Annotated in this window: 19 protein-coding genes; 4 read left to right on the forward strand and 15 right to left on the reverse strand. The window is 38.7% G+C overall.

The window, feature by feature from the left end; translation table 11 throughout:
• Positions 1 to 3 precede the first annotated feature (3 nt).
• From QZ138_RS02305 to QZ138_RS02350, 10 genes are all read right to left on the reverse strand, one after another.
• Positions 4 to 2,592, reverse strand: coding sequence for a DEAD/DEAH box helicase (locus QZ138_RS02305; RefSeq protein ID WP_292885749.1), 2,589 nt, complete (start codon positions 2,590 to 2,592; stop codon positions 4 to 6).
• A gap of 46 nt (positions 2,593 to 2,638) precedes the next feature.
• A complete protein-coding gene (locus tag QZ138_RS02310; protein ID WP_292603051.1) occupies positions 2,639 to 3,457 on the reverse strand; it encodes a DUF368 domain-containing protein in 819 nt (272 codons plus the stop codon).
• Between the two features lie 174 nt (positions 3,458 to 3,631).
• Entirely contained in the window at positions 3,632 to 4,564 is a 933-nt protein-coding gene (locus QZ138_RS02315; protein WP_292885752.1) for a hypothetical protein, read from the reverse strand.
• Between the two features lie 201 nt (positions 4,565 to 4,765).
• Positions 4,766 to 5,533, reverse strand: a complete 768-nt coding sequence (locus QZ138_RS02320) for an MIP/aquaporin family protein (protein ID WP_292885755.1) — start codon at positions 5,531 to 5,533, stop codon at positions 4,766 to 4,768.
• A gap of 9 nt (positions 5,534 to 5,542) precedes the next feature.
• Complete coding sequence (locus QZ138_RS02325) at positions 5,543 to 7,042, reverse strand: DUF2193 domain-containing protein (RefSeq protein ID WP_292885758.1); 1,500 nt, start codon at positions 7,040 to 7,042, stop codon at positions 5,543 to 5,545.
• A gap of 261 nt (positions 7,043 to 7,303) precedes the next feature.
• The gene (gene uvrA, locus QZ138_RS02330) at positions 7,304 to 10,192 is read right to left on the reverse strand and encodes an excinuclease ABC subunit UvrA (RefSeq protein WP_292885761.1); all 2,889 of its coding nucleotides are present in this window, start codon (positions 10,190 to 10,192) and stop codon (positions 7,304 to 7,306) included.
• A gap of 201 nt (positions 10,193 to 10,393) precedes the next feature.
• A complete protein-coding gene (locus QZ138_RS02335; protein WP_292885764.1) occupies positions 10,394 to 12,307 on the reverse strand; it encodes a cysteine peptidase family C39 domain-containing protein in 1,914 nt (637 codons plus the stop codon).
• 82 nt (positions 12,308 to 12,389) lie between these two features.
• Positions 12,390 to 14,354, reverse strand: a complete 1,965-nt coding sequence (uvrB, locus tag QZ138_RS02340; RefSeq protein WP_292885767.1) for an excinuclease ABC subunit UvrB — start codon at positions 14,352 to 14,354, stop codon at positions 12,390 to 12,392.
• Positions 14,355 to 14,358: 4 nt separating this feature from the next.
• Complete coding sequence (locus tag QZ138_RS02345; protein ID WP_292885770.1) at positions 14,359 to 14,649, reverse strand: hypothetical protein; 291 nt, start codon at positions 14,647 to 14,649, stop codon at positions 14,359 to 14,361.
• Position 14,650: 1 nt separating this feature from the next.
• The gene (locus QZ138_RS02350; protein WP_292600055.1) at positions 14,651 to 15,565 is read right to left on the reverse strand and encodes a ribose-phosphate diphosphokinase; all 915 of its coding nucleotides are present in this window, start codon (positions 15,563 to 15,565) and stop codon (positions 14,651 to 14,653) included.
• 94 nt (positions 15,566 to 15,659) lie between these two features.
• Here QZ138_RS02350 and QZ138_RS02355 point away from each other — a divergent pair, with 94 nt between their 5' ends.
• Positions 15,660 to 16,172 carry a hypothetical protein gene (locus QZ138_RS02355; RefSeq protein WP_292885772.1) on the forward strand — a complete coding sequence of 171 codons (513 nt, stop codon included), beginning with the start codon at positions 15,660 to 15,662 and terminating at the stop codon, positions 16,170 to 16,172.
• Here QZ138_RS02355 and QZ138_RS02360 read toward each other — a convergent pair.
• Positions 16,169 to 16,537: a zinc ribbon domain-containing protein gene (locus QZ138_RS02360; protein ID WP_292885775.1), complete on the reverse strand. Its 369-nt coding sequence runs from the start codon at positions 16,535 to 16,537 to the stop codon at positions 16,169 to 16,171. The two genes, QZ138_RS02355 and QZ138_RS02360, sit on opposite strands and share 4 nt — an antisense overlap.
• A 30-nt stretch (positions 16,538 to 16,567) precedes the next feature.
• Positions 16,568 to 17,077, reverse strand: a complete 510-nt coding sequence (locus tag QZ138_RS02365; protein WP_292885778.1) for a GNAT family N-acetyltransferase — start codon at positions 17,075 to 17,077, stop codon at positions 16,568 to 16,570.
• A gap of 109 nt (positions 17,078 to 17,186) precedes the next feature.
• Between QZ138_RS02365 and QZ138_RS02370 the strand changes: the two genes are divergently transcribed.
• Positions 17,187 to 17,669, forward strand: coding sequence for a hypothetical protein (locus tag QZ138_RS02370; protein WP_292885781.1), 483 nt, complete (start codon positions 17,187 to 17,189; stop codon positions 17,667 to 17,669).
• Here the strand turns inward: QZ138_RS02370 and QZ138_RS02375 are convergent.
• The 3 genes from QZ138_RS02375 to QZ138_RS02385 form a co-directional block, all read right to left on the reverse strand.
• Entirely contained in the window at positions 17,666 to 19,084 is a 1,419-nt protein-coding gene (locus tag QZ138_RS02375; RefSeq protein WP_292885784.1) for a Mur ligase family protein, read from the reverse strand. The two genes, QZ138_RS02370 and QZ138_RS02375, sit on opposite strands and share 4 nt — an antisense overlap.
• 121 nt (positions 19,085 to 19,205) lie before the next feature.
• Positions 19,206 to 21,086, reverse strand: a complete 1,881-nt coding sequence (lonB, locus tag QZ138_RS02380) for an ATP-dependent protease LonB (protein ID WP_292885800.1) — start codon at positions 21,084 to 21,086, stop codon at positions 19,206 to 19,208.
• Positions 21,087 to 21,415: 329 nt separating this feature from the next.
• Positions 21,416 to 22,528, reverse strand: a complete 1,113-nt coding sequence (locus QZ138_RS02385) for a heparan-alpha-glucosaminide N-acetyltransferase domain-containing protein (RefSeq protein ID WP_292885787.1) — start codon at positions 22,526 to 22,528, stop codon at positions 21,416 to 21,418.
• Between the two features lie 494 nt (positions 22,529 to 23,022).
• Between QZ138_RS02385 and cobQ the strand changes: the two genes are divergently transcribed.
• Both cobQ and QZ138_RS02395 read left to right on the forward strand, forming a co-directional pair.
• On the forward strand, positions 23,023 to 24,549 hold the full coding sequence (gene cobQ, locus QZ138_RS02390) for a cobyric acid synthase CobQ (RefSeq protein WP_292885790.1): 1,527 nt from the start codon (positions 23,023 to 23,025) through the stop codon (positions 24,547 to 24,549).
• A 153-nt stretch (positions 24,550 to 24,702) separates the two neighbouring features.
• Positions 24,703 to 25,482 (forward strand): hypothetical protein (locus QZ138_RS02395; RefSeq protein ID WP_292885793.1); only part of this gene is annotated, 780 nt, incomplete at its 3' end.

Below are 25,482 nucleotides of genomic sequence, written 5' to 3' on the forward strand. Positions count from 1 at the left end.
TATTCACCCATTTTCGATTTTCTTGATTAAGTAATTAGTTTTTTTAACTATATTATTTTTATTGTAAGCCTTGGCAATCCTTTTGATTGCGTCCAAATTCTTGACGAAGTTGTCCAGCCATGAAAAAATGTCCCCCGGATAGACCTGTATCTGATACTTTCTGAACAGCTTGTTTGATATGTCCTGCGGGTCCTTGCCCTTTAATCGCTCATGTACAATAACCTCTGAAATCCCTCTCTGCATGCATGAACAGAATGGCCTGTCCTGACACCTGCACTGCATGAAATCCGTCTGAAGGGCAATCATTGCATCCTGAAACTTCTTGTCAAGCTTGCCGATGGCCTCACCTGATGAGATAATATCTAATGTAGATTCTGCAAACAGCCTTGTTGAGAATTTGATTTTAAGTGCATTTGCAATCTGATTGTGGATAACGCTTGAAAGGTAAGCATTTTCAAACATCTCCAAATCCATCGCCATGGCCAGAATCAATACCTTCAGCTTGTCATACTTTTCCTTTTTCTTGTACATCGGAGAATGTCCCACATAATGAATCAGATAGTTTCTGTCATTCAAGGTATTCTTGATAAATTCTGCATCTGCAATCGATAGAAATGAAACCGAAGTCGCCCTTCCATATTTTGTGACTTCCAGCCTATTGGCGGCACGACTTATCAAACCCAATTCCCCCATTTCATCAACGGCAATCTTGATGCTTATCGGAACGTCAATATTCTTATAGAATTTGTTAAGTTCACTGGTCGATTGGATAGAAGTCGAAGAGATATCGGCCAATATTTGCTCATAAGCAGATTCCTCATCATATTCTATATATACATCATCGCTGTTGCTTTCAAGAAGGTCCAGTGCCATTGCCTCTTCTGAGTCCCCTGCAAAGTCATTTCCGACTTCAGGCAGAAGATATACTATGCCTCTGTCATGATAGGACGGTCTTCCGGCACGTCCAAGCATCTGGGCAAACTCGTTGGGATTGATCCATTTGTTTCCCATGACCAATGAGTCAAAAATAACCTGGGAAGCCGGAAAGTCCACACCCGCAGCAAGGGCAGCAGTTGTTACGACACATGAAATCTTTCCCTTGTCAAAGTCCTTTTCTATCCTTTCCTTCTTGTAATAGGACAGTCCCGCATGATAGGCATGGGCATTGATATGCTTGTTGTTTAGGAAATTGGCAATCTGATGTGTTTTTCGCCTTGAATTTGTAAATATGATAGTCTGTCCCCTGAATCCCTTTTTGGATTTGGTGTTGAATTCCCTTTTGACAAGCCTCTGCATGATATGCCTTTTTTGAGCCTCGTTTCTCACATAAACAAGGTGCCTTTCCAGAGGAACCGGACGCTCGGAGTACTCGACCAGCTTCATGCTGAACTCATCGGCTAAAAATTCCGGGTTTTTGACTGTTGCGGAAAGTCCGATGACCTGGGTTTTTGGATATAAATGCTTCACCCTTTTAATCAGACCGTTGAGGCGGGTTCCACGGCCCTCATCATCAATCATATGAATCTCATCGATTAAAACTACCCCTAAATTAGACAGGCTGGCGGAGTTGCCGTTTCTTAAAAGATAATCGATTCCTTCATATGTTGCAACCACAATGTCTGCCTTTGAGACATCGCTATCTGGCAGATTCAATTCACCTTTAGCCTTTACACGGTTTCTTCCGACCTTGATGGCAACCTTCAAGCCCAATTTTGAGTATTTCTTTTTGAAGTCACGATACTTCTGGTTTGCAAGGGCGACCAGAGGAGTCAAGAAAACGAATTTTTTGCCTTTCAAGGCCTTGGTGATTCCTGCAAGCTCACCGACCAATGTCTTACCTGAACCTGTTGCACTGACAACCAGAAGGTCCTTTCCTTTAAGCAAACCCTCCTTGATGGCCAGATACTGAACCGGCAGCAGCTTTGTGTTGCCTGAGCTCAAAAGGACTTCCTTAAAATCCTTAGGAATCTTGAGCCTTTTCATGTCAACCGGAGGTATGATGTGCTTTGACTTTCTGGTCTTGTCAAACAGAGTAAGTTTCATGTTCTTTAGGGGATCAAAGTGAGGGTCCAGAACGGACAATGTCTTTTCAAGACTTCCAGTCTTTTCCAAAGTCTTTTTAAGGTTTCTGAAAATCTTTTTGTCAAATCCCTGAAGTTTCAGTTCCTGCTTTATCGTATCAAAAGCGCATTCCTTGCAAATCAGCTGATTATGATATTTATATGAATAATCTGAATTGACGATGGTGATGTTTCCCTCATATGCACAGTAGTCACATACCCTTGTCTTTCTGACCTTGATGTTCAATGACTTGAGAAATCTTTCCACCTTTTCGTCAGGGGTTGCGAGAAAAACAGCCTGTGAACGCAATAATTTGGTTACCTCTCCAGGAGGCACCAGCTTTTCATTTAAAGTGGAGTTGTCCTTGAAGTTGTAATCGGCCACGAATCTGGCAATGGACAATGAGTCACCTTCCTGTGAGAACTTGATGTTTCCAACAAATTCAGGTTCCCTTTTGTGATTCAGTGCCCCTTTTGGTGAGCCGATCGGATATAATCTCCACTGTTTTTTGACTTTCTTTAAAACTAGCATTATAATTCAATATATTTTTGATTGTTAATAAGTTTTTAAAACCAGATTAATCGATATAATCGAATCTGGTTTCTAAAATGATAATCAATACAAAAGCGATTATCGCAACAATAAGGCACGGCAGGAGTCCTGAAAAGTTAACGCTGACTGAATGAACAATCTCGACAGCGGGAACTCTTAGTGATCCAAGCATTACACCAATGAGAAATGCCATTGTCACTTCCTTATGGTTTTTGAGCAGGAAATTGAGTATTCTTGAAAAACCAAGTATTCCTATCAATGCGCCCACTACAAAAGTAATAATTTCTGCAAAATGAAGCTGATGAAGCGCATTAAGCATGTATTCATACTGTCCCAGCAGAAGAAGCAGGAATGATCCTGAAATTCCAGGTAAAATCATTGCACATATTGCAATCATTCCAGAAATGAATATTATAATCAGGGAATGGTTTGCAGCTATCGGATTAAGGCTGACGAATATGAATGTCAAAATAGCTCCAATTACGGCAAATATTACGGTTTTTATATTAAATTCATTGAGTTTTCTAAATAGAATCACTGCTGAAGCTACAATCAAACCCAGGAAGAATGAATAGGTCAGTGCAGTATGCACATCCATACAATAGGTAACTACTTTTGCCAAAGTCAGAAATGCAACACCTATACCCAAAACCAATGGTATGAAGAACTTGAAATCAATTTCATCAAGCATCTGATTCCAAAATCCTCTGAAATCACCCTTAAATAATGGTTTTATAAATCCAAACTTGATTTTACTGATTGATTCAACCAAATGAGCATAAATCCCAGTTATTAATGCTATTGTTCCTCCTGAAACTCCCGGAACAATATCTGCTGAGCCCATAAGGACCCCACGAATAAAAATTAAAAAAGATTCCCTAATATCAAAACTCAATTTATCACCTTAAATTAATATTAGTCATAATTAATTTAAATAGGTTTTCAAAAAAAGAAAGGTTGAATAATTCAAAGAATTATTCATCAATGAATGGTTGTAAAAGGTTATCTTGAACAAGAATTAATTAATGCCATTTGCTCTGAGCAATGCATTTAACTCAGCAATCTTTTTATCCTTTTCAGCCAACTCAATAGCATGAGACTCAACCTTTTCAGCCAACTCAATAGCATGAGACTCATCCTTTTCAGCTAGCTCTTTCTTGTATTGTGCATCTTTAATGCTGAGTTCTTTTTTGTGTTGTGCTTCCAGTTGTGCAAATTCTTCCTCATACCAAATTCTCATGCCCCTTTTTGCAGTTTCTTTATCTTTACCTAACATTTCTAACAACTCCATTACTTGATCCTTATTATCTTGTAATTTGAATTTAATCATTTCCACAAGGACTTTTACCATATCTCCTCTGATTTCACCTTTAATTCCTTTTGAATGTATAAGTATCAAGCACAACTTCTTAAGGACTTCATATTTATTGTTTAAGACAAATATGGCGATTATGGCAACGTTTAAAATAATATGATTTTCTATTTCTTTGTTATTAATATTGTCCTTGAGTATATTTAACCTTTTTTTAATTTCATCATCATCGATTGTGATAAATACAGGTTGGAGGACATCTGATTCAGTTGCACGATATTCACTTTCTTGTTCCTCTTTTTTGAATGGACTGACGATTACAGAAAGCAATGGAAGATTATGCTTGCATTTTGAATAGTTTTTGTATCCATCGATTATCCTGATTTTGATTGTATCTAATCTTGTGGATTGGTGTTCAATATTAATCAATATTTCAATCCCTCCTTCGAGTTCCGCTAATTCTAGCAGATCCATCCTTATTCCCGTTTTAGGATCTATTACAGTATCATTTTGAAGCAACTCCTTAAAGACACCTGGCAGTTCTAAATTCAAATGAAAATCAGCTGCCCACTGGCCCCCTACATATCTGAATGACTTGTCCATGGCCTGCGAAATGGGTTCAATGTCTTTTGCCAACATAACATTTATCTCCTTAATTTTTAGTGAATTTTTTAAAAACAAATTTTTACAAACAAATTATCTATTTTACTTAATATAAATACTTTAATATTAATTTAAAGCAATATTTACTTCACTATGAAAAAAACAAGGCTATACCATTATTGTCAGGACATGAAAAAAAAGAACAAAAAAAGAAAAAGTTGAATAATTCAAAAAGAATTATTCATCATTGAATGGCTGTGGGAGTTCACAGACTCCACTGCCTTTTGCAAGGTAAGCATATGCGAAAGCCGCACAGATTGCACCTAAAATAGGTCCGACAAGATATATCGGGAAGAATCCCCAAAGGTTTTGTCCTCCCAGAACCATATCCATCAGGTATGGTCCGAATGTACGTGCAGGGTTGATTGAAGCACCGGTAAATGCGCCTAAAACAACAATTACTGCAGCAACTGTCATACCGATTGATATTCCAGCAAAACCAGGTTCTGCCTTTTTATCGACCGCTACACCCATTACAACCATCATAAGGAAGAATGTTCCCAAAAATTCGGCAAACATTGCCTGCATATAGCTTACGCCAAGTCCGGGAGCTGTTGCACCCAGCCCTCCGATTGTAACTGCCGGAGCGCCAAGACATAAGAACAGACAAAGGCTTCCTAAACATGCGCCGATGACCTGTGCAACTATATAATAGATGCTGTCAACCAAAGCAATGTTTTTGGTTACCAAAAGTCCGATGGAAACCGCAGGATTCAGGTGTGCACCGGATATCTTTCCGAACACATAGATACATATCATTACAGTCAGACCGAATGCCAAAGCGATGGCAATCCAGTCACCAAGTCCTCCCAAAGGTCCGATTCCTGTGGCACCTGCCGCCTCTGTAATCAAAAGGGTCACTACAGCTGCACCTGTACCGAAAAATACCAGGAAAAATGTTCCAAGGAGTTCCGCAAAGAATTTTTTTCTTATATTACAAGTCATCTAACTCACCTAAACAGCATCTCTCCATTGACAGTATTCGTGTTTATTGTCCACAAGTGAAGCGGCAGCACAGTTTTTACATCCTCTTACAGGAGATCCTGGTGCTTCCTTGTTAAGTGCAATAATGTTTGTCATCATGGTTGCTGTAATTGGTTCTGAAGTTAAAAGACATGGATAGTCTGCCAATCTCATGAGAGATGAGAATCTTACTGTAATAGCACATGCAGGGTAAGTGTATCTTTGCGGGTTCATTACTGTTTCACTGGCTAAAATCGGACTTAGGTCAACGTCAAATCCATTGATTTTAGGCACTAACTCTCCGCCGGTACCTGCTCTGAATTTTCTTGCACCGCTGATTGCATTGAATCCTCTGTAAATCATGTCCATGAAGTCACAGTTGTGCAATTCTGCAGCTGCACCCCTTGTTGGATATTGCTGTACGAAGTTGTGGAACCTTTTGGAGAACAAGTCCACGACCATAGGTGCGTTGAATCCGTCCAATTCCAGGATGAATTCTGTTGCACATGCAGATGAACCTGTGGATAACTTAAGAACATCAAATGCTGATTTGTAGTTGTCCAGGTTATTTCTCAATGTTGCATCAATAACTTCAGCTGTTGCCTGAACGATTGCCAAGGTCATGTCATCTTTGCACATGTTGTAAGTGGACTGACCGATGTGGTGTCCTATATCTCCGACACAGTATGCAGGAACGGTTACGATGTTACCGTAGTGCACTCCATCATTCATTGCAGCCTTAACGACCGGTGTCATTGCCTTTTTGTATTTGTTCATGTAGTCCCTTACATCAAATGATGAGTGGTCTGCATCATCCATCAATTGTCCTTGTCCTTCAATAGGGGTTTTGTAAATCATTTGCAATGCGGCAATTTCCTTTTCAGTTGCTTGAGCAGCGGTTGCACCCGCTTCAAGGGCATTGGCGAAGGCATCTCCAACACCATATGATGTGTTCATACCCCATGATTTTGCTGAAAGGATTGCCTGTTTATGAGCTACCGGAATGTCGGTTTTTTGCAGTATTTGGTTTACCACATTACTGGTACTTCCAGGCATCAATGCAAAGTCCACTACACAGGTCGGTCCGTAAAAACCACCATATCTTCTGATTGATTCTTTGGAGATTAGTGCTTCATTATCTGCAATGGCTTGGATGAACTTGTCCAAGCTGTCTGCAAATTCCCCATCCTCTTCACATAATATTTCCAGAACAGGAGGAGTTTGGAAATGTTCAATGAAAGGATCATCTTCGCATTTCAAGGTGTCTGTAATGGAAGATAGAATTTCAAAGTGGTTTTTAACAGATTCCTTATGCAAGTTAATTACAGATTCTGCCTGACCGTCCAATGCTTTCATGCCAGATACCGCATCGGCATATGGTTTTGCATCAGTTATTTTAAAGTCATTGTACCTATTTTCTGATATGACTGCAATATCTGCCTTTTGGGCAGCCATTGACTCGTCAATCATCTTCTTATATAACTCTCTCATTATTATCACCTGAATAATAATTGTACTACTAATAGGCTTTAAACAACTATTTAAAGTTTACTATTATTAGTTGATAAAATCTTTATTCAGTAAAATATATAAATTTATTGAAAAATTTCTAAAAAAAAGAGTTTTTATAATGTAATTCTTTTAAAAAATGGATTTTAACTAAATATATCTATAAAAAATAAAATCAAAAGATGACATGATTGACTAAAATTATTAAGAAAAATTGTTAAAAATAATAAAAATAGAAGATAATCACTTTCCAATATCTTCTACTAATTCTTTTGCATATGGAGTTATGTTTTCATTGAGCATGCGCTCCAGAAACTCACCGGTATAGGTTCCGGCTTCAGCCACCTCTTCAGGTGTTCCGGTAGCGATAACTTCACCGCCGCCGTCTCCGCCTTCAGGACCAAGGTCAATAATGTGGTCTGCAGTCTTGATGACATCGAGGTTATGCTCAATTACAACCACGGAATTGCCCGCATCGGTCAATCTTGCCAGAACTTCTAGCAATCTTTTGATGTCTGCAAAGTGAAGACCGGTGGTAGGTTCATCCAGAATATATAATGTCTTGCCTGTGCTTGTTCTTGAAAGCTCTTTTGCAAGCTTGATTCTTTGGGCTTCCCCACCTGACAATGTTGTTGCAGGCTGGCCTATCTTCATGTAGCCCAAACCGACATCGTATAAAGTCTGAAGCTTTTTGGTGATTTTTGGAATGTTTTCAAAGAATTCCAGAGCTTCCTCAACGGTCATTTCAAGGACCTCATAGATGTTTTTGCCCTTATATCTTATATCCAAAGTCTCTTCATTGTATCTTTTACCGCCGCAGACTTCACATGGAACGTAAACATCAGCCAAAAAGTGCATCTCAATCTGTACAATACCGTCACCGGTACATGCCTCACATCTTCCGCCCTTGACGTTGAATGAGAATCTTCCAGGCTTGTAACCCCTGGCCTTTGATTCGGGAGTGTTTGCAAACAGGTCACGGATATCGGTGAACACTCCAGTATATGTTGCAGGGTTTGATCTTGGAGTTCTTCCAATCGGCTTTTGGTCAATTGCAATGACCTTGTCAATGTTTTCAAGACCTTCAATTTCCTTATATTTGCCTGCAAACATGAATTTTTTGGATAATTTGCCCTGTGCTCCCTTGTAGAGAATTTCATTAATCAGACTGCTTTTGCCTGAACCGCTTACCCCGGTTACACAGGTGAATAATCCCAGCGGGATTTCAACATCAATTTCCTTCAGGTTGTTTTGAGCGGCACCTATTATTTTTATGAATTTGCCGTTGCCCTCACGCCTTTCTTTAGGAACATCAATCTTTTTGGCCCTTGAGATGTATTGGCCTGTGATTGAATCGGGATTGTTCATGATGTCAAGAGGAGTTCCCTGAGCTACGACCTTACCACCATGCTCACCGGCTCCGGGACCTATGTCAACAACATGGTCTGCTGATAAAATGGTTTCCTCATCGTGCTCAACGACCACAAGAGTGTTTCCCAAATCCTTAAGCCTTTTAAGTGCCTCAATCAACTTGATGTTGTCCCTTTGGTGAAGTCCTATACTTGGCTCGTCCAAAATGTAAAGGACACCCACCAGACCGGAACCGATTTGAGTGGCTAAACGAATCCTTTGAGCCTCCCCTCCTGAAAGGGTTCCTGAAGACCTTGACATTGACAGATAGTCAAGACCCACTTCAACCAAAAAGCTCAAACGCTCCTTAATCTCCTTTAGAACCTCTTTTGCAATGAACATTTCCCTTTCTGTCAGCTCCAAATCCTGGAAGAACTGATATGAATCCTTGATGGCCAAATCACAAACGTCGATGATTGACTTTCCACCGACAGTGACAGCCAATATTTCCGGCCTTAATCTTTTGCCGTCACAGACATGACATTTCCTGTCGCTCATGAATTTGGAAATGTATTTTCTTGAATAGTTGGATTTGGTTTCAAAGTATAATCTCTCCATCCTTGGAATCACACCTTCAAACTTACGGTTTACCATATAGGACTTGTTTCTTCTTTTGAATGTGAATGGAATCTTGTCCTTGCATCCGTAAAGAATGGTGTTTTGATATTCGCTATCCAGTTCATTGAATGGAATGTCCATGCTGAAGTTGAAGTGATTTGAAACCGCCTCAAGCATCTGATAATAGTAATTTTCACGCTTGGATGATTTTGACCAAGGCGCAATTGCTCCCTCGTTTAATGTCAGAGTCTTGTCGGGAACAATCAGGTCCGGATCGATTTCCATTTTGGAACCGATACCGTTACATTCAGGACAGGCCCCCTGAGGCGCATTGAATGAAAACATCCTAGGGGTCAGCTCCTCAAAGTTTATTCCGCAGTCGACACAGGCAAAGTGCTCTGAGTATTTTTTCTCATATTGTTCCTCGCCATTGTCAAACAATACAGTTATCAAACCGTCTGTGAATTCCGCTGCAGTTTCCAATGAGTCAACGAGCCTTCTTTTAAAATCAACGTCCTTTCTGATTTTCAGTCTGTCAACTACAACATCAATATTGTGCCTGTATGTCTTTGCAAGTTCTATGTCCTCATCCAAATCCCTGACTTCACCATCGACACGAACCCTTACAAATCCCTTGTTTCTCAAATCGTCAAGGACATCCTTGAATTGGCCTTTCTTATCTCGAACAACAGGAGACAATATGTGAATCTTGACCCCTTCGCCCTCTTCAATGACCGAATCGCCAATCTGGCCAATGGTCTGCTGAGAGATTTCCTTTCCACAATTCGGACAATGAGGAATTCCTATTCTTGCAAACAATAATCTCAAATAATCATAGATTTCAGTGATTGTGCCTACAGTTGACCTGGGATTTTCCCTTGTTGTTTTCTGGTCAATTGAAATCGCAGGGGACAATCCCTCAATGGATTCCATTTCAGGCTTTTTCATCTGCCCCAGAAACTGTCTTGCATAAGCAGATAATGATTCAACATATCTGCGCTGTCCTTCAGCGTAAATTGTATCAAAAGCTAGCGAAGACTTTCCAGACCCACTGAGACCTGTAATTACAATAAACTCATCACGGGGCACAGTGACATCAATATCCTGCAGATTGTGCTCACGTGCACCCTTTATGACAATCATTTTTTTATCTTCATCAGTCATAATTAAACTCCTTAATAATATTAGATACTCCCCTATATAAAATATTTTAGAGAGCAGTTGCAAAGTAATTACAAAATTAGGTAATTTAATTATTAGTTTTTAAAATTAATAAACATTGCGATATGAGTCTGAAACAATTTTATAATGACCCGATAATGTTTTAAAGCAAAATCAATATTGAAAAAAAATTAAAAAAAAGAATTAATAGAAAGGATCCTGAATTTGAGGTATCCTTTCATTTACATTCTGACGAGACCATTTAGTACCCATATTTGAATAGAAGTAGTTCATGGACTTCTTCTTTGCCTTGCTCAAGGAGTATTTGAGCTTAACAACCAGACCCGATGTGTCATAATTGTTAAAGCGCTTTTTCATTTTCTTGACGGTCAGCCAGTTGGTCGGAATGCTATGGCTTCCATAGTCATAATCCCCTGAAGGATTGCCGACCAGCACTTTCTTGCCGTCTTTGCTTATGTCTAAAATGCAGACATAATGGTTCCAGGTATGGAATACTAAAGCAGCGCCTCCTTTCTTAAGCTGTTTTAAAGCTTTATTGAATGAACTTTTATAGTAAATGGAACATTTGAAATGGCATTTCTCCAAAGCCCTTTTAAGGCCGCTGGTACTTGAACCGGAAGAGGCTGTGGAACCTGCCTTTTTAGCCAGGTATTTTTCACAGTAATAGTTTCTCAATGCCTGGCTGCACATGCTGGCGGAAGTCGGTCCGCAAGTGTATCCTGTATTCTGCACGTCCCTTACCTCAGGATAGGTATAGGATTTTCCCTTGAGAGAAGCTTTAATCTGTTTTGGCCAGTAGTTATGCTTGTTTTTCTTAACTATCTTAGTGTTAAGTGCCCTTTCAATTACATTCCATTTTTCCCTTTTGATAATGTGATTGAGTTTTGGCTCTGATTTGGACTTGAAGAAAGTGTATTTGCTCAATTTCTTTTTCAAGTATAAGCAGTAGCTGTCCCTTTTAATGACTTCCTTATACTGGGATTTTAAAAGGGTGTAGGTCATGTCCGGATCAGCCATAACATAATTTCCAGTCATATAATCCACATCAGGAATACCATTTCTCAAAGGAATCTTTGATTTCAAAGGATTTTTTGCATTACCTTTAATGCCTGTCACCTGTTTTGTAGCCTGAGTCGGAGCAACGGTTGAAGTTCCGCCGAATTCCACTTTGACTGTGAGTGTGCCTGTACCAAGCATAGGCTTGAAAATGACTATCCCTTCGGAATTGGTTCTTTTTTCATAAACCTTGCCATTGATAGTGATTTTTATAAGCTGATTAGCCAATATGGATTGGGAATCGCTTCTTAAATATACCCTTAAAAAACCATTGGTCAAAAGGATGGAATTGCCGATAACAATTGAAGTAGGTATGAGAACCATTACGTTAACCGTTTGGCTGACAGAATTATAATAGTCATTTCCAGCAAAGCCAACGGTTATGCCATGTGAGCCTAGAGACAAACTGATCTTCAGTCCTGCACGACCATTGGAATCTGTATCATAGGTATACAAGTTATTGTTTACATTAAATGATAACGGAACATTTTGAATAGGATTTCCATTGATATCCTTAAGGTAAGCATAAAGATACTCGCCATTCTTCAAGCCGGTTGGGCCAAAAGAAAGTGTCGCATTGATTTTTGAAACTGTTATATCAAAAGTCTTATTGACAGGAGCATACTCATCGTCTCCCAAGAAATTAACCTGCAGCACATAACTTTTAGCAGGCAAATCAATCTTTAGCTTTGCAGTACCATTTTCATTCGTAAAAAGCGGGTGTTGTTCATTGTTTATTGTTGCTGTTAAATTCTTATTAACCAATGACACATTACTTGAATCTTTAAGAGAAATTTCAATCTCTTCACCCGTAGTGACCTGGGATGAATTAATATCAATAGAAGGAGCCTGTTTATCGGACAGTACCTCTTTGGACTCCAGTTCATCCAGATTATCACTTAATTCAATGTGTTCACCAGCATCATCGACAGTCAGCGCATCTGTTGAATTAATGTCTGTTGCACTAACAATAGAAACCGACAATACGGCGAAAATCATTAAAATTAATGCGAATTTAACATGTTTTCTTGAAAATAACATCACATATACATTTGTTTCAAAGGAATATAAATAACTAATGATTTTGTTCAACAAAAAAAATGGAAAAAAATTAAATTGAAAACTATTTTTCAAATCCCTTTAATGCATATAACTTATTTCTCAAATCAGCCGCCCGTTCAAAGTCAAGCCTTGCTGCAGCATCCTTCATGTCCTTTTCCAAATCTCTAATCAGCAAGTTAAGCTCATCTTTTGGTATTTTACTGACATCACGGCCGATTCCCTTGTACTTTTCATCCTCTTCAGCGAGTTTTTCTTTCAGGGTCCTTTGAGTGGATTTCGGAGTGATTCCATGAACCTCATTGTATTTCATCTGCAGCTTGCGCCTTTTAAGTGTAATGTCATATGCCTTTTGAACCGAATCGGTCATTTCATCCACATACATTATTACACGGCCGTTGACGTTTCTTGCAGCACGACCGATGGTCTGTATCAGAGAGGTTTCGTTTCTCAAAAACCCTTCCTTATCGGCATCCAATATGGCCACCAGAGAGACTTCAGGCAAGTCCAGACCTTCCCTTAAAAGGTTTACGCCAACAAGCACATCGAATTTGCCCCTCCTTAAATCATCAACAATGTCAATCCTCTCAAGAGTATCGATTTCGGAGTGCATATACCTCACCTTGACTCCGATTCTTGCATAGTAATCAGTCAAATCCTCAGCCATCCTCTTTGTCAATGTGGTTACAAGCACCCTTTCGTCTTTTTCTGCAGTCAGCCTTACTTCCTTAAGCAAATCCTCAACCTGACCGGTTACCGGACGAATCAGCACTTCCGGATCTACAAGACCTGTCGGCCTGATAATCTGCTCAACCACGTTTCTTGATTTTGCAAGCTCATACTGACCGGGTGTTGCGGAGACATAAATTACCTGATTTACAGATGATTCGAACTCATCAAACCTCAAAGGCCTGTTTTCCTTGGCAGACGGCAATCTGAAACCATGCTCCACCAAAGTTTCCTTACGTGCCCTGTCCCCATTGTACATCCCCCTGATTTGAGGAACGGTAACGTGGGATTCATCAATTATTGTCAAAAAGTCATCAGGGAAGTACTTTAAAAGGGAATATGGCTTTTCTCCCCATTCACGCCCTGAAAGGTGCATGGAATAATTCTCTACTCCAGGACAGTATCCCATTTCCTGAAGCATTTCTATATCAAAACGAGTCCTCTGTTCCAGCCTTTGGGCCTCAAGCATTTTTCCCATAGAATTTAGCTCTGACAACCTTTCATTCAATTCGTTCTTGATTTTGGACAGCGCAACATCCATTTTGTCCTGGCCAACTACAAAGTGCTTTGCAGGGAAAATCATATACCTCTGAAGGGATTCCTCCTTTTTGCCTGTGACCTTGTCAATCAAACTTATTGCATCGATTTCATCACCAAAAAGCTCAATTCTAATCGGAGGAGTTCCATGAACAGGATTGATTTCAATGACATCTCCCCTGACCCTGAACTGACCACGGTCAAATTCGATGTCGTTTCTCTCATACTGCATGAAGACCAATCGTGCAAGGATTTCGGATCTCTCATAAATGTCTCCAACAGCAATGCCGAAGGCAAATTCCCCATAGTCCTCAGGAGAACCGATACCGTAAATGCAGCTTACGCTGCTTACAACAATGACATCATCCCTTGACAGGAGCGATTGGGTTGCTGAATGCCTCATTATATCAATATCGTCATTGATTGAAGCTTCCTTATCGATGAATGTGTCTGTTCTCGGAACATATGCCTCAGGCTGATAGTAATCATAATAGCTGACAAAGTACTCGACGGCATTGTCCGGGAAAAATTCCCTGAACTCCTCATACAATTGCGCCGCCAATGTTTTGTTGTGTGAAATGACCAGAGTAGGCTTTTGAACCTTCTCAATGACATTTGCCATTGTGAAAGTCTTTCCAGAACCTGTCACTCCTAAAAGAGTCTGCTCCTTAACTCCATCATTTATCCCCTGAGCCAAGGAATTAATGGCTTTTGGTTGATCACCCAACGGTTTATAAGGTGACTTAAGTTTGAATTCCTTCATAATCTCAATTTTTTATAGTAACGTTAAAACTGATATGGATATAGCTTGGTGCACAGCATGGAGTAACCCTCTGGTCCCTGACGACCAGTTCCCCATATCCTTTCAGTTGCTTATTCAAATCGTTAATGACATTTGGAACTATTTCAGTATTGTAAACCTTTAAAGAGCCCAAAAACACAGTTTTAGCAGCCATATTCATGACCGATACATCCTCAACAACATCAGGCTCTGAATATTTTGTCAAAATATCATTGGACTTGTCGACTAATTCCTTTTTTATCTGATTCTTATCCATATCATTCCCTCAATGCATCCGCAATTGCTTTTGCAAGAGATACGCGTGAAGTGTCTGAGGATAGACTGTTGGTTCCGATAATCTTATCTGCACCAGCAGCATAAATCCTTGTAGCACCGTTGTTAGTCAAAATAGGGTGTACGCAACATACATCGACTGATGATGCACCATATTGCTTTAGAATGTTGATTGCATTCACGATGGTTCCTCCAGTTGCAATAATGTCATCTATGATAATTGCATTCATGCCTTTGACTGAATCAACGTTTACGGTGTTTTCACTTTCGCTGTCGCATCTTACATCCACGATTTTGGTTTCAACCTTGTCAGGTCCCAGACGGACTTTAGTCAGATATGTGCAGTCACATCCGATGATTGCAGACATTTCCTGAGCAAATCCGTAAGCGCCCTTATCCGGAGCGATAACCAAAGGATTGTCTTTGCCCTGTCTTGATAATTTTTTGCTCAAGTATTCGGCAATGGCAGGCATTGCAGAGATGTTTCTTGCAGGAATGTCAAAGAAGTTTAAAACGCATTCCTCGTGAATGTTGAAAGTGATGAATTCATCAGCACCTGCTGATTGAATCAAATCACAAATGATTTTAGCTGAAACTGTCTCTCCAGGATTGAAACGTTTTTCCTGTCTTGCATAACCCATGTATGGAACCACCGCTTTTACCTTTTTAACTCCCAAATCTTTCAGATTGGCAATTATGAAAAGCAATTCCATCAGATTTTCATCCTGAGGATATCCGGTTGACTGGATAACGGTCACTTCATCTTCAAGTTCACCGCTGATTCTTAAATATCTTTCTCCATCCGGAAACTTACGAGTTTCAACATAACATAATTCTTCACCGAGTTCACGTGCAACATGAGCTGCTAAATCTTGAGAAGCTGAACCACCTATAATCACATTATCACCAAAAAATTCTATCTGGAATTATATATGTATCTGATAATTAAAAAAGGTTAAGTATTAATATTATAAAAAACTAAAAAATTTTAATATGAAAAAATTACATTTAATTCTCATAGCAATTGTGGCCATAATAGTAATATTTATGGCATCAACACTTGTCAGTCCTGTTTTAATAGTTTGTGAGGATACCGGAGAGGATGCAAGTATTGATATGGCCGCAACATTTTCACTTGCCGGATTGGACTGGGTTTACCCTGGCAGTTCCTTTAATGCAGAAGGACAAACCCTGCATAACGTTCATATTGACAATCCTCAGGATCCATACGGCGCCGCCCGTGACATAATGACTTATACGTATCACACTACACCGCATATTATCGTCAGCTTAAGCAGTGAAGGCGCTCAAGCGATATTCGGTGACAGCATAGTGGATGACATCCGTGCAAACGATGCATATAATGGTTATGCCGGAAATGACAAGGTTCCCGGAACCATGTCCAGAGGGGATGCAATAGACACCGCAATGAGCCAGCACGTGCCAAACATATTCCAAATCCCGGTTCAGATATTGCAAGGAAAAATCACATTCCATTTTGTCTAGTGAAACATGACATAAAATGAAAGTGACACCCCAACCAATGAAATCATCATCATTATCAAACCATGCTTTTTTAAGGTCGGGTGTTTAGCCTGCAGCAGATAGAACGGCATGAAAAAACCAAAAAAAGTGAAAACCGCAAGATGGGTTTGTTTTGAAATCAAACTAACAACAAAACCGCTCCATGATAGAAATATGGTTATGATATATGCCGCCGCAAGTGCCTTCTTATTCACCTGAAGCTGATCAGCCCTATACACATAAACATTTTTAGGCTGCAGTCCTTCAACCAGCGGTGTGCCGCATTTTGCACAAAAATCATAATCGTCCTGATTAACAAATCCGCAATTTTTGCATGTTCTTGTCATTAGTTAAAAATTAATCTCTTTTAATATAAATTATTTTTCCAACTTCATGGCCACTTCCCGGAAAAATTCCCCCAAATAATTTTCATTGACCAGTTCCGAATAATATTTAAAACCCAATTTTTCCAAAACCCTTTTAGACTGTTTGTTTTCAATCCGATAACTTGCATAAATCTCATGGACATTCAATTCATCGAATGCCCTTTTGATTAAAGTCTTTGATGCTTCAAATGCATAATTGTTGCCCCAGTATTCCTCTCCAATCCAGTAGCCCAGTTCCGCTGCACCCTCGCCCCACCAGTGGTTTGTGTCGGGATGAAACAGAAGCCCTACACAACCGATTGGAATATCATCTTTTACAATAGCATAAGTCTCCCTTTTGGAAAATACCGTTTTGATAATATTCAGACTATCTTCAACGCTTTCATGAGGCGGCCAACCTGCAATGGGACCAATGTTCGGATTTTTGGCAAAGTGATACAGGCATTCCGCATCACTTTCCTCCCACGGCCTTAAAATCAGATTAGATGTTTTTAAAATCATTGATTAAAATATTGTTTTTTCAAGTATAAAGATACTCCTATATACCATGTGAAACAAATCAATAGAATAGATTATCTACTTTAATTAAATGAAAAATACGGGACATTTTATGATGAATATTAAAGAAACCATTAAAAATATCAGAGCTTCATGCAATAATTATGTAGACCCTGACCTCTTCGCCTTCATCATTGATGATGATTTCCATATGGGCACCAACAATATCTCCGAAATCGAAGGCTACGGAATAAACGACAATGATTCCTATGAGGAAAGACTTTTGAAAATTCATGAAAGGGAAAACATCTTTCTGCCAGTGGGCATGATGACATTCATGCCGATTATCAACGAATGTGACCTTTTTTGCGAAAAGGACTACAATCTGAAACTCACACAGGAAGAATTCGATGAAAACGCCGACGAAGAGGAAAAGCTTTTCGGCATTTTGATTAAAAAGGGCAGTGATGACTACATCATCGGAAAAACGGACGTCTGCAACTGCAGCATTGACGCATCATTTGAAAAAATAGAAAAAAGCGAATCCGAATTCTATGAAAAAATAGAAAAAATAATTAGTGAAAAGATAATCTAGTCAAAATTCCTTTTTATCTCTTCCCACATTGACTGCTCTTCGCCACAGCCGGTCATTATAATGTAATTGTACTTGGATTGCTTGGCGAATTCAGTAAGCTTTTCAATTCTCTTATCCATAGGATCATAAGGCAACGGATAAAAGTCAGCAGAATCGAAATCCTTTTTGATTATCTCATAATATTCCTTAGCTTTTTCTATGGACTTTCTTCCAGGAACAACAATGATATGGTCAGGATTCATACTTTTGATTACATCATAATGGTCTTCAAAGATTTCCTCCTCATCAACATCAGGAGTTGTGTATATGAATTCCAAAGGACCGTCAACATACTGATTCATGAATCTGGCATTGATTTTTGTTGCATCCCCATTGTCCCCCTGGCCGATTCCGATGAATTTGTCGTTATATTGAACCACTTCAAATCTTCCAGGCGGAATGAATGACATGTCCAGATTATTGAAAACGCTTTCCACCTTGCTTTTTATGTTTTCGGTTTTAGGTGTGAAAGTTGCATAAGCTGTAATTGATGACAATGTATTGTAAATGTTGTGTATTCCGAAAGGAGGCACTGTAAGATTTACCTCAAACTGGACATTTTTGGAAGCCAGATAATTATATACATCACCGACAATGGTCAATTTCCAATTGTCATTGTTGAATTCGACATTTGTTAACTTGACATTCGGTTCAGGTCGTTTGAATCCGCATTTGCAGGAATAACGTCCCCTATGGCTTAAAAATCTCATTGAATAGTCTAAAGTCTCGCCACAGTTAGGACATTCAACAGGACTTGCATCATCATCCACAATATCGTCAATTGCCAATCCATAATAGTTTATTTTAACATCTTTCTGTTTATTGACTCCAATAAGAGCGGTTCTCGGATCGTCACAGTTTGTAATGATTACACCTCGAGTCATGCCTTGTGACAATAATACCTTAGCCTTGTAATAATCCTCAAACGGATTTTTAACACCTGCCACGGCAGTGTGCTCTTTAGAAATGGTTGTATAGACAACACCAATCGGATTGATAAGTTTTTGGACCGTGTCGGGAATTCCATATTTCAGGTTACGTATTCCATATTCAAAAATTCCCAAGTCACCCTTTTGGTTCAGGATTGCAGTGACAATTGAATGGATGGTATTGTTTTCAAAACTTTTCCTGAATTCGATGTCTCCAGTCATAAGCCTAATAAACAGCGTGGTGGTAGTGGTCTTTCCATTGGTTCCAGTTATAAGCACTGAACCAATTTTTAAATCTTTTGCAAGCTCAGAAATTGATTCATGACCTCCTACTCTGTCAAATGCATATCCTGGGATATTCTTACCTCCACCAGGACCTATTTTTGATATTTGAGTCACTACTTTACCAGATAATTTTGCAATATTAAACTTCAATCCACTAACCATGATAATACATTATTACTACTGAATATTTATAATTAATGGAGAATTCCAAAAATAATTAAAAAATGAAAAAAAGATTTTACAAATAAATATTAAAAATTAAAAAAAGTATAATAATATCCAACTAATTAGTAGTTGGATTGTTAATACTAGTTTGTGGGACCTTATCGGCCACTTTGGAGCCGATATTTTTCATTTTTTCAATCAGCCTATCCTTGTTGGACCCGCTAATCAAAATGTTTTCCAAAACATCACTCAAGGTTTCGGTTGGAATGATTTCAATCATGTCCTCATATTTCTTCTCAATCATGACATCTTTCATGTTTGATTTAGGAATCAATACCTTTTTCATTCCAGCTTCAGCAGCCGCTTCGATTTTAGCGGTTGCTCCACCAATAGGCATTACATCTCCACGAACATTTAGTGAACCGGTCAATGCAATGGTCTGATCAATTGGAATTTCCTCAATAGCAGATATCACTGCTGTTGCAATGCTTACGCTTGCAGAATCCCCTTCAACCCCATCATAGGTTTGGATAAACTGAATGTGAATGTCATACTGGGAAATGTCCTTGTTGGTGTATTTCTTGATTAATGCGCTTACGTTTTGAACGGATTCCTGAGCGATTTCACCCAATTTACCAGTAGCAATTATTTGACCGCCGTTTTTGGATTGTGTAGGTGCTGCTTCAGCTGCAATAGGAGATACAATTCCGCTTCTGTCACCTATTACTGCAAGTCCGTTGATAAGGCCGACTCTTCCACCTTCAGAAGATACCATACTGTAGTCTTTTCTTTGCATGATGGACCTGTCAGCAATTTGCTGTTCAAGAGTTCTTGCATATTTTTTGGCTTCGGCCACGTGTTCGGCAGTTACAATTTCTGAGCCTTTTTCAATGGCCACATCTCCTGCTGAACGTACAAGTCCGCCCAAATCCCTTAACCTTAATGTCAATGCGTTCTGCTTGCCTGATCTTCTTTTCGCTTCCATGATGATTTCATCCAATGCATCGGTTGCAAAGTGAGGAATCCTTCCATCGTTTTTGACTTCCTGAGCCACGAACTGGACAAGCTTTTCCCTGTTTTCAGTGGTATCGTCCATATAATCTTTCATGAACACTTCATAACCGTATCCTCTGATTCTTGACCTCATTGCTATGTGCATTCCTTCAAGCACCTGGAGGTTTCCTGATGCCACAAGCACAAAGTCACATGGAACTGCCTGGGACCTTACCATTGCCCCGGAGGAGTTTTCGCTTTGACCCGTGATTGAATATTGCTTTTCCTGCATTGCAGACAGCAATTCCTGTTGAGTCTTCATGCTCATTGTACCGATTTCGTCAATGTATAAAACTCCCTTGTTGGCCTTGTGAATCATTCCCGCCTCAACACGCTCGTGTGCAGGAGTTCCTAATCCTCCTGATTGGTATGGGTCGTGACGTACATCACCTAAAAGTGCACCCGCATGTGCGCCTGTTGCATCCATGAATGGAGCAAACCTTGCCTCTTCGTTATTAACCAATAATTTTGGAGACAGGTTACTGGTTTTCGGTTTTATTTGTATTGATATGAGCAGGATTAATGCCGCTGCAATAATTGATTCCAGCAATCTTCCATACATAAATCCAATTACCAATATTCCTCCAATTGCAAACATGGTAATAATTGTTTTTCTTTCTTCATGACCTTTAGCAGAGCCTTTTGTTGCTCTGACTATCTTTTTACCTTCGCCTGCAGGCACTGTTCTGATTAACGGATGGTTGTTGTCTTCCACATTAGGATATACTAATACATCTTGAAGAACTTCATGTGGCAATATCTGTGCCATACCTTTTGCAAGCATTGATTTTCCGACACCCGGATCACCAATGAGCAAAACATTCCTTCTTTGTTTTGCCGCTTTCTTAATTGTTTCAATGGACTCCTCATGCCCAATGACTTGATCAATTAATAAAGGTGGAACTTCAATATCTTGTGAGCTTTTGATATTATCATAATCTAACATAGGTTTGGTTTCTTCACCATCATCTTCCTTGATTTCAGGTTCAACGACTGCTTCGACAGAATCTTCAAATGATTCTTCTTCTTCAAATTTCATAAACAAACCTCACTTGTATTAAATTCATCATTAAAAAATTAAGTTTCATATACTATTTAAATATATTTAGATTCCACTATATATAAAAAGTTTTCTATTTTAGTAACTTTTATTTACTAAAATATTTGCATTTTTGAATTGATGTGCCTGTCCTCTGCATAATTTCAAAAATTATTGCCCTCATCAACTAAATATTTTCCTTTAATCCCTCCGGCACCCCACTTCAAAAAAGGTAATTAATTAATGTTTAATTTCTTTTTGCGAATACCGTCAAATCTTTTCCTGAACTTCTTATATCCCACAGCCAACCAAGTGGACAAAATTAAAACAACTATTGAAATGAGGGTAACATTCAAATCATTGAAAACCATTCCATCCACCAAATAGACAAGTAAAATAACAATTAGCGGAATAAGAAACCACTGCGCAATATAAATTCCATTAATATATCTGCTTAAAGTACCTGCAATATCCAAAAGCTTCTGCGGAAGCTTATCGCTGAGGAAATAGAATAATCCCATCGCTCCATGAATGTATATGAGGCAGAATAATGCATCTATTGTAGTCATGAAGTAATAATGAGAATCATCAATCAAAAAGGCCCCAGGGATGCTTATTGAGAAATAGAAATAGATTACAGGAATGATGAAAAATATTGGCCAAAACCTAAAGAACCTGTCCTTATATGCCCTTATGTAATACTGTCCCCAAACATACCCCGCCACCGGGAAAATGAACCAATTGAAAAACGGAAATGTTGTGAACTGAACATCTGTACCAATCAAATAGCCCAACAGCAGATTTATATAATTATATTCAAAAACAGTCATTCTCATTAAACTTCCAACAATAGATAATGCAAAAGCAATCAAAAGCATCTGCATATTGCTGAGGTTAAGTTTCTTGAAAATTCCAAATACTATAAAGCTCATACCTGCAAATGCCAAAATATCCACTGCAAACAGCATCAATCCCCCATATATAGGGAATGTTGTCCAGTCATTCAACAGAAAACCTGATAAAAAATGAGCGGATATGAATTCTCCCACATTTACAAGAATTCCCAAAATCAATAGGCTTATACCCCTTTTTATCATTATGTCACTTTGAGCATTCCTCGAATAAACAAGACCCACACCCATACAAAACATGAATAATGGAGCGCACATAGGTCCTCCAAGAAGATCATCAATGCCATGGAAAAAAATCGGACTGAATGAACTGTTAAAAGAGTCTGCCAACAATAAGCAATGAACAAAAACCATGAAAATGATGGAACCTGCCTTTGCCAAATCCAAATCAACTTGCCTGCCGACATTTATTTTTTTATTGGAAAATATCTCTACCATAAATATTAATTTAAAATTAAACATTTTAATAGTTTTTGCAAATCTTCAACATGCTTTGGCAAAAAAACCGAAATGAAACCCTATCAATCAAACAAAAAGAATTTTTTTGCCGGATTGTGACGGCCTTCGTTACTAAAAGATTTGTATTTTTGAAGGTGCATCAATAATCACATCAAAACGATAATAAAAACAAGTCATATCAAAAATACAAAAATTATTAAAATTCAATTTTTACTAAAAAATGACAATTTAAAATGTATTATGAGAAAATAAAAAAATAATAATAAAAAATAGGCAATATTATATATTATAAATAAATATATTAATTATTGTAAGATAAATTTTCAATAATTTATTCTTGCTAATCGAGTTTGAAGGTATGATTTGACATCAGTTTTTATAAACCCCAGATGTAATCCACAATCATACCTCAAATGAGATTAATTAAATCTCATTTTTAAATTATTTATAATATTAATTCAATATATCTATACATGGCAAAATGTATCATGGTTCAAGGAACATCATCAAACGCTGGAAAGAGCATGCTCGTGGCGGCACTATGCAGAATATATAAGACAAGAGGATATAAGGTAGCCCCTTTCAAATCCCAGAACATGTCACTGAACTCCTACACCACAAAGGAAAACGGTGAAATTGGAATTGCTCAGATGCTGCAGGCGGAAGCCGCAATGATTGAACCTAGCATACACATGAATCCTGTTTTGCTGAAACCTAAGGGAGATTTCACATCCAACATAATCATCCAGGGAAAGTCCATCGGAGACATGAACTTCTATGACTACCAGCACAAATACCACGACGACGCATTCAACGCCATCAAGGAAAGTTTCAAAATACTTTCCGAGGAATATGATGTTATAATCATTGAAGGAGCAGGATCTCCGGCCGAAATCAACATGCGTGACCAGGATATAGCAAATATGGAGATAGCGCACCTTGCAGATGCAAACGTAATACTTATTGCAGACATTGAGATGGGAGGAGTCTTTGCGGCAATAGCCGGAACTTACGTTTTGCTTGACGATTATGACAGGTCACGTCTCAAGGCGACAGTAATCAATAAGTTCAGAGGAAACCTTGATATCCTAAAACCTGGCCTTGACAGAATTGAAGAGATTACCGGTGAACCTGTATTGGGAGTACTGCCGTATGACGAAACATTAAGGCTTCCAGAAGAGGATTCAGCATCACTGACAACCCATGTCTTTGCAGAGGATAAGGACATAACCATAGGAGTCATCAGGCTTCCAAAAATAGCCAATTTCACAGATATCGACCCCTTCGAGTATGAAAGCGATGTGGCGCTTAAGATGATTGGGGTCAACGATGAAATCGGAGACGTTGACGCAATTATAATTCCAGGAACCCGTAACTCAACAGAGGACATGTTTGCGCTTCATGAAAGCGGCCTTGCCGAAAGGATAATTGAAAAATCCGGCGAGATTCCGATTGTGGGAATCTGCGGAGGCCTGCAGATTTTAAGTAACATCATACATGATGAGGACAAGCGCGAATCAAAGCATGGAACAATTGAAGGTCTTGGACTTTTGGACATTGAATCAAGCTTTTCAAGAGCAGGAAAAATAGTTACACAGTCCGTTGCAACAATACCTGATGATTTAAACGGCATTGCAAGTGAAATATTTAAGGACATTTCAGGCGAAGAGGTCGCCGGATATGAAATCCACGAGGGAACTACAGAACTCTTAAACTCAAAACCATTACTTAACATCAAAAAAGGCCAGGGAAACAACGATGAAAGACTGATTGATGGAGCAAGCAATGGAAATGCATTCGGAACATATTTCCATGGAATATTTCACAATTACAATTTCAGAAGGGAATTTTTGAACTATATAAGGGTTAAAAAAGGCCTTGAGGCAAAACATGGCGAGGACCCTTACGAAACACAAAAGGACTATTCCCTAAACAGGCTGGCCGAAATCGTTGAAGAGAACCTTGACATGGACATCATCGACAGACTCTTATTTGAATGAAAATTAATTGAAATACTCTTTTTTCTCATTTTTTACAAGATTAGGGCTTTTAAAAATCGTTTTTGCCCAATATGAATATTTATATATTAATTTAAATATAGTATTATCAAGGAAGGTGATATTATCAAAAAATCTATACTTTCAATAGCAATATTGTTAATTGTTAGCACAATATTCATTTCATCTGTTGGTGCAGCAGACTTGAATAATGATACCGCAACAATCGACAACATTTTAGAAGAAACTGACGATACGACTGAAATTAGTGCTGACAAGCCCGATGTCAATATAACAACCAAGGAACAGATTGGGACTTACGGAAATAATGCTAACAAATTAGTCGTTCATGTTACGGACAAGGATGGAAATAATGTGAATAACGGTTCAGTGACCTTTGTTGATGTGTTTGGCAAAAACTATACCGCAGAGGTTAAATCTGGCGTGGCATTAAGTAACAGAGTTTATATTGGAGATACCGGAGAATTCAATATTACCTGCCTATACAATGGACTGGATTTATATAACAATGCAACTTCAAAAATTCTTTTAAAGGTTCCTGTTGCAGATACTTTATGCAAAAACATTGTAGCAACAAGATATGGCAATACGGTTTATTTCACAGGAACAATGTTTTCAAATTACACAGCATACACCGGCACTTTAGAAGAGGTAAGTGAAGGAAACGTGACTATTTCTGTTGATGGAACTGAATTGGGAACCTGTGACGTTGACGTGAACGGTAACTTTGTATACATCTGGAATACAACACAAAATCTCATCGGACAGACAATTAACGTTACCGGAAAATTCACAAACAACAAAAATCATTACAACCCTTCAAATTTCACAGAAACATTCACATTCCCAGCTCCAAAAGGCACGGAGATTTCATACAACACAACCCTCATTGACAAGGATAATACCCTAATCAGC

The organism is Methanobrevibacter sp. UBA212 (assembly GCF_905233225.1).
Lineage (GTDB): Archaea > Methanobacteriota > Methanobacteria > Methanobacteriales > Methanobacteriaceae > Methanocatella.

Coding starts and splice junctions, on each gene's coding strand:
- QZ138_RS02305 (WP_292885749.1), bottom strand. CDS start 2,592: ATGCTAGTTTTAAAGAAAGTCAAAAAACAGTGGAGATTATATCCGATC.
- QZ138_RS02310 (WP_292603051.1), bottom strand. CDS start 3,457: ATGGGCTCAGCAGATATTGTTCCGGGAGTTTCAGGAGGAACAATAGCA.
- QZ138_RS02315 (WP_292885752.1), bottom strand. CDS start 4,564: ATGTTGGCAAAAGACATTGAACCCATTTCGCAGGCCATGGACAAGTCA.
- QZ138_RS02320 (WP_292885755.1), bottom strand. CDS start 5,533: ATGACTTGTAATATAAGAAAAAAATTCTTTGCGGAACTCCTTGGAACA.
- QZ138_RS02325 (WP_292885758.1), bottom strand. CDS start 7,042: ATGAGAGAGTTATATAAGAAGATGATTGACGAGTCAATGGCTGCCCAA.
- uvrA (WP_292885761.1), bottom strand. CDS start 10,192: ATGACTGATGAAGATAAAAAAATGATTGTCATAAAGGGTGCACGTGAG.
- QZ138_RS02335 (WP_292885764.1), bottom strand. CDS start 12,307: ATGTTATTTTCAAGAAAACATGTTAAATTCGCATTAATTTTAATGATT.
- uvrB (WP_292885767.1), bottom strand. CDS start 14,354: ATGAAGGAATTCAAACTTAAGTCACCTTATAAACCGTTGGGTGATCAA.
- QZ138_RS02345 (WP_292885770.1), bottom strand. CDS start 14,649: ATGGATAAGAATCAGATAAAAAAGGAATTAGTCGACAAGTCCAATGAT.
- QZ138_RS02355 (WP_292885772.1), top strand. CDS start 15,660: ATGAAAAAATTACATTTAATTCTCATAGCAATTGTGGCCATAATAGTA.
- QZ138_RS02360 (WP_292885775.1), bottom strand. CDS start 16,537: ATGACAAGAACATGCAAAAATTGCGGATTTGTTAATCAGGACGATTAT.
- QZ138_RS02365 (WP_292885778.1), bottom strand. CDS start 17,077: ATGATTTTAAAAACATCTAATCTGATTTTAAGGCCGTGGGAGGAAAGT.
- QZ138_RS02370 (WP_292885781.1), top strand. CDS start 17,187: ATGATGAATATTAAAGAAACCATTAAAAATATCAGAGCTTCATGCAAT.
- QZ138_RS02375 (WP_292885784.1), bottom strand. CDS start 19,084: ATGGTTAGTGGATTGAAGTTTAATATTGCAAAATTATCTGGTAAAGTA.
- lonB (WP_292885800.1), bottom strand. CDS start 21,086: ATGTTAGATTATGATAATATCAAAAGCTCACAAGATATTGAAGTTCCA.
- QZ138_RS02385 (WP_292885787.1), bottom strand. CDS start 22,528: ATGGTAGAGATATTTTCCAATAAAAAAATAAATGTCGGCAGGCAAGTT.
- cobQ (WP_292885790.1), top strand. CDS start 23,023: ATGGCAAAATGTATCATGGTTCAAGGAACATCATCAAACGCTGGAAAG.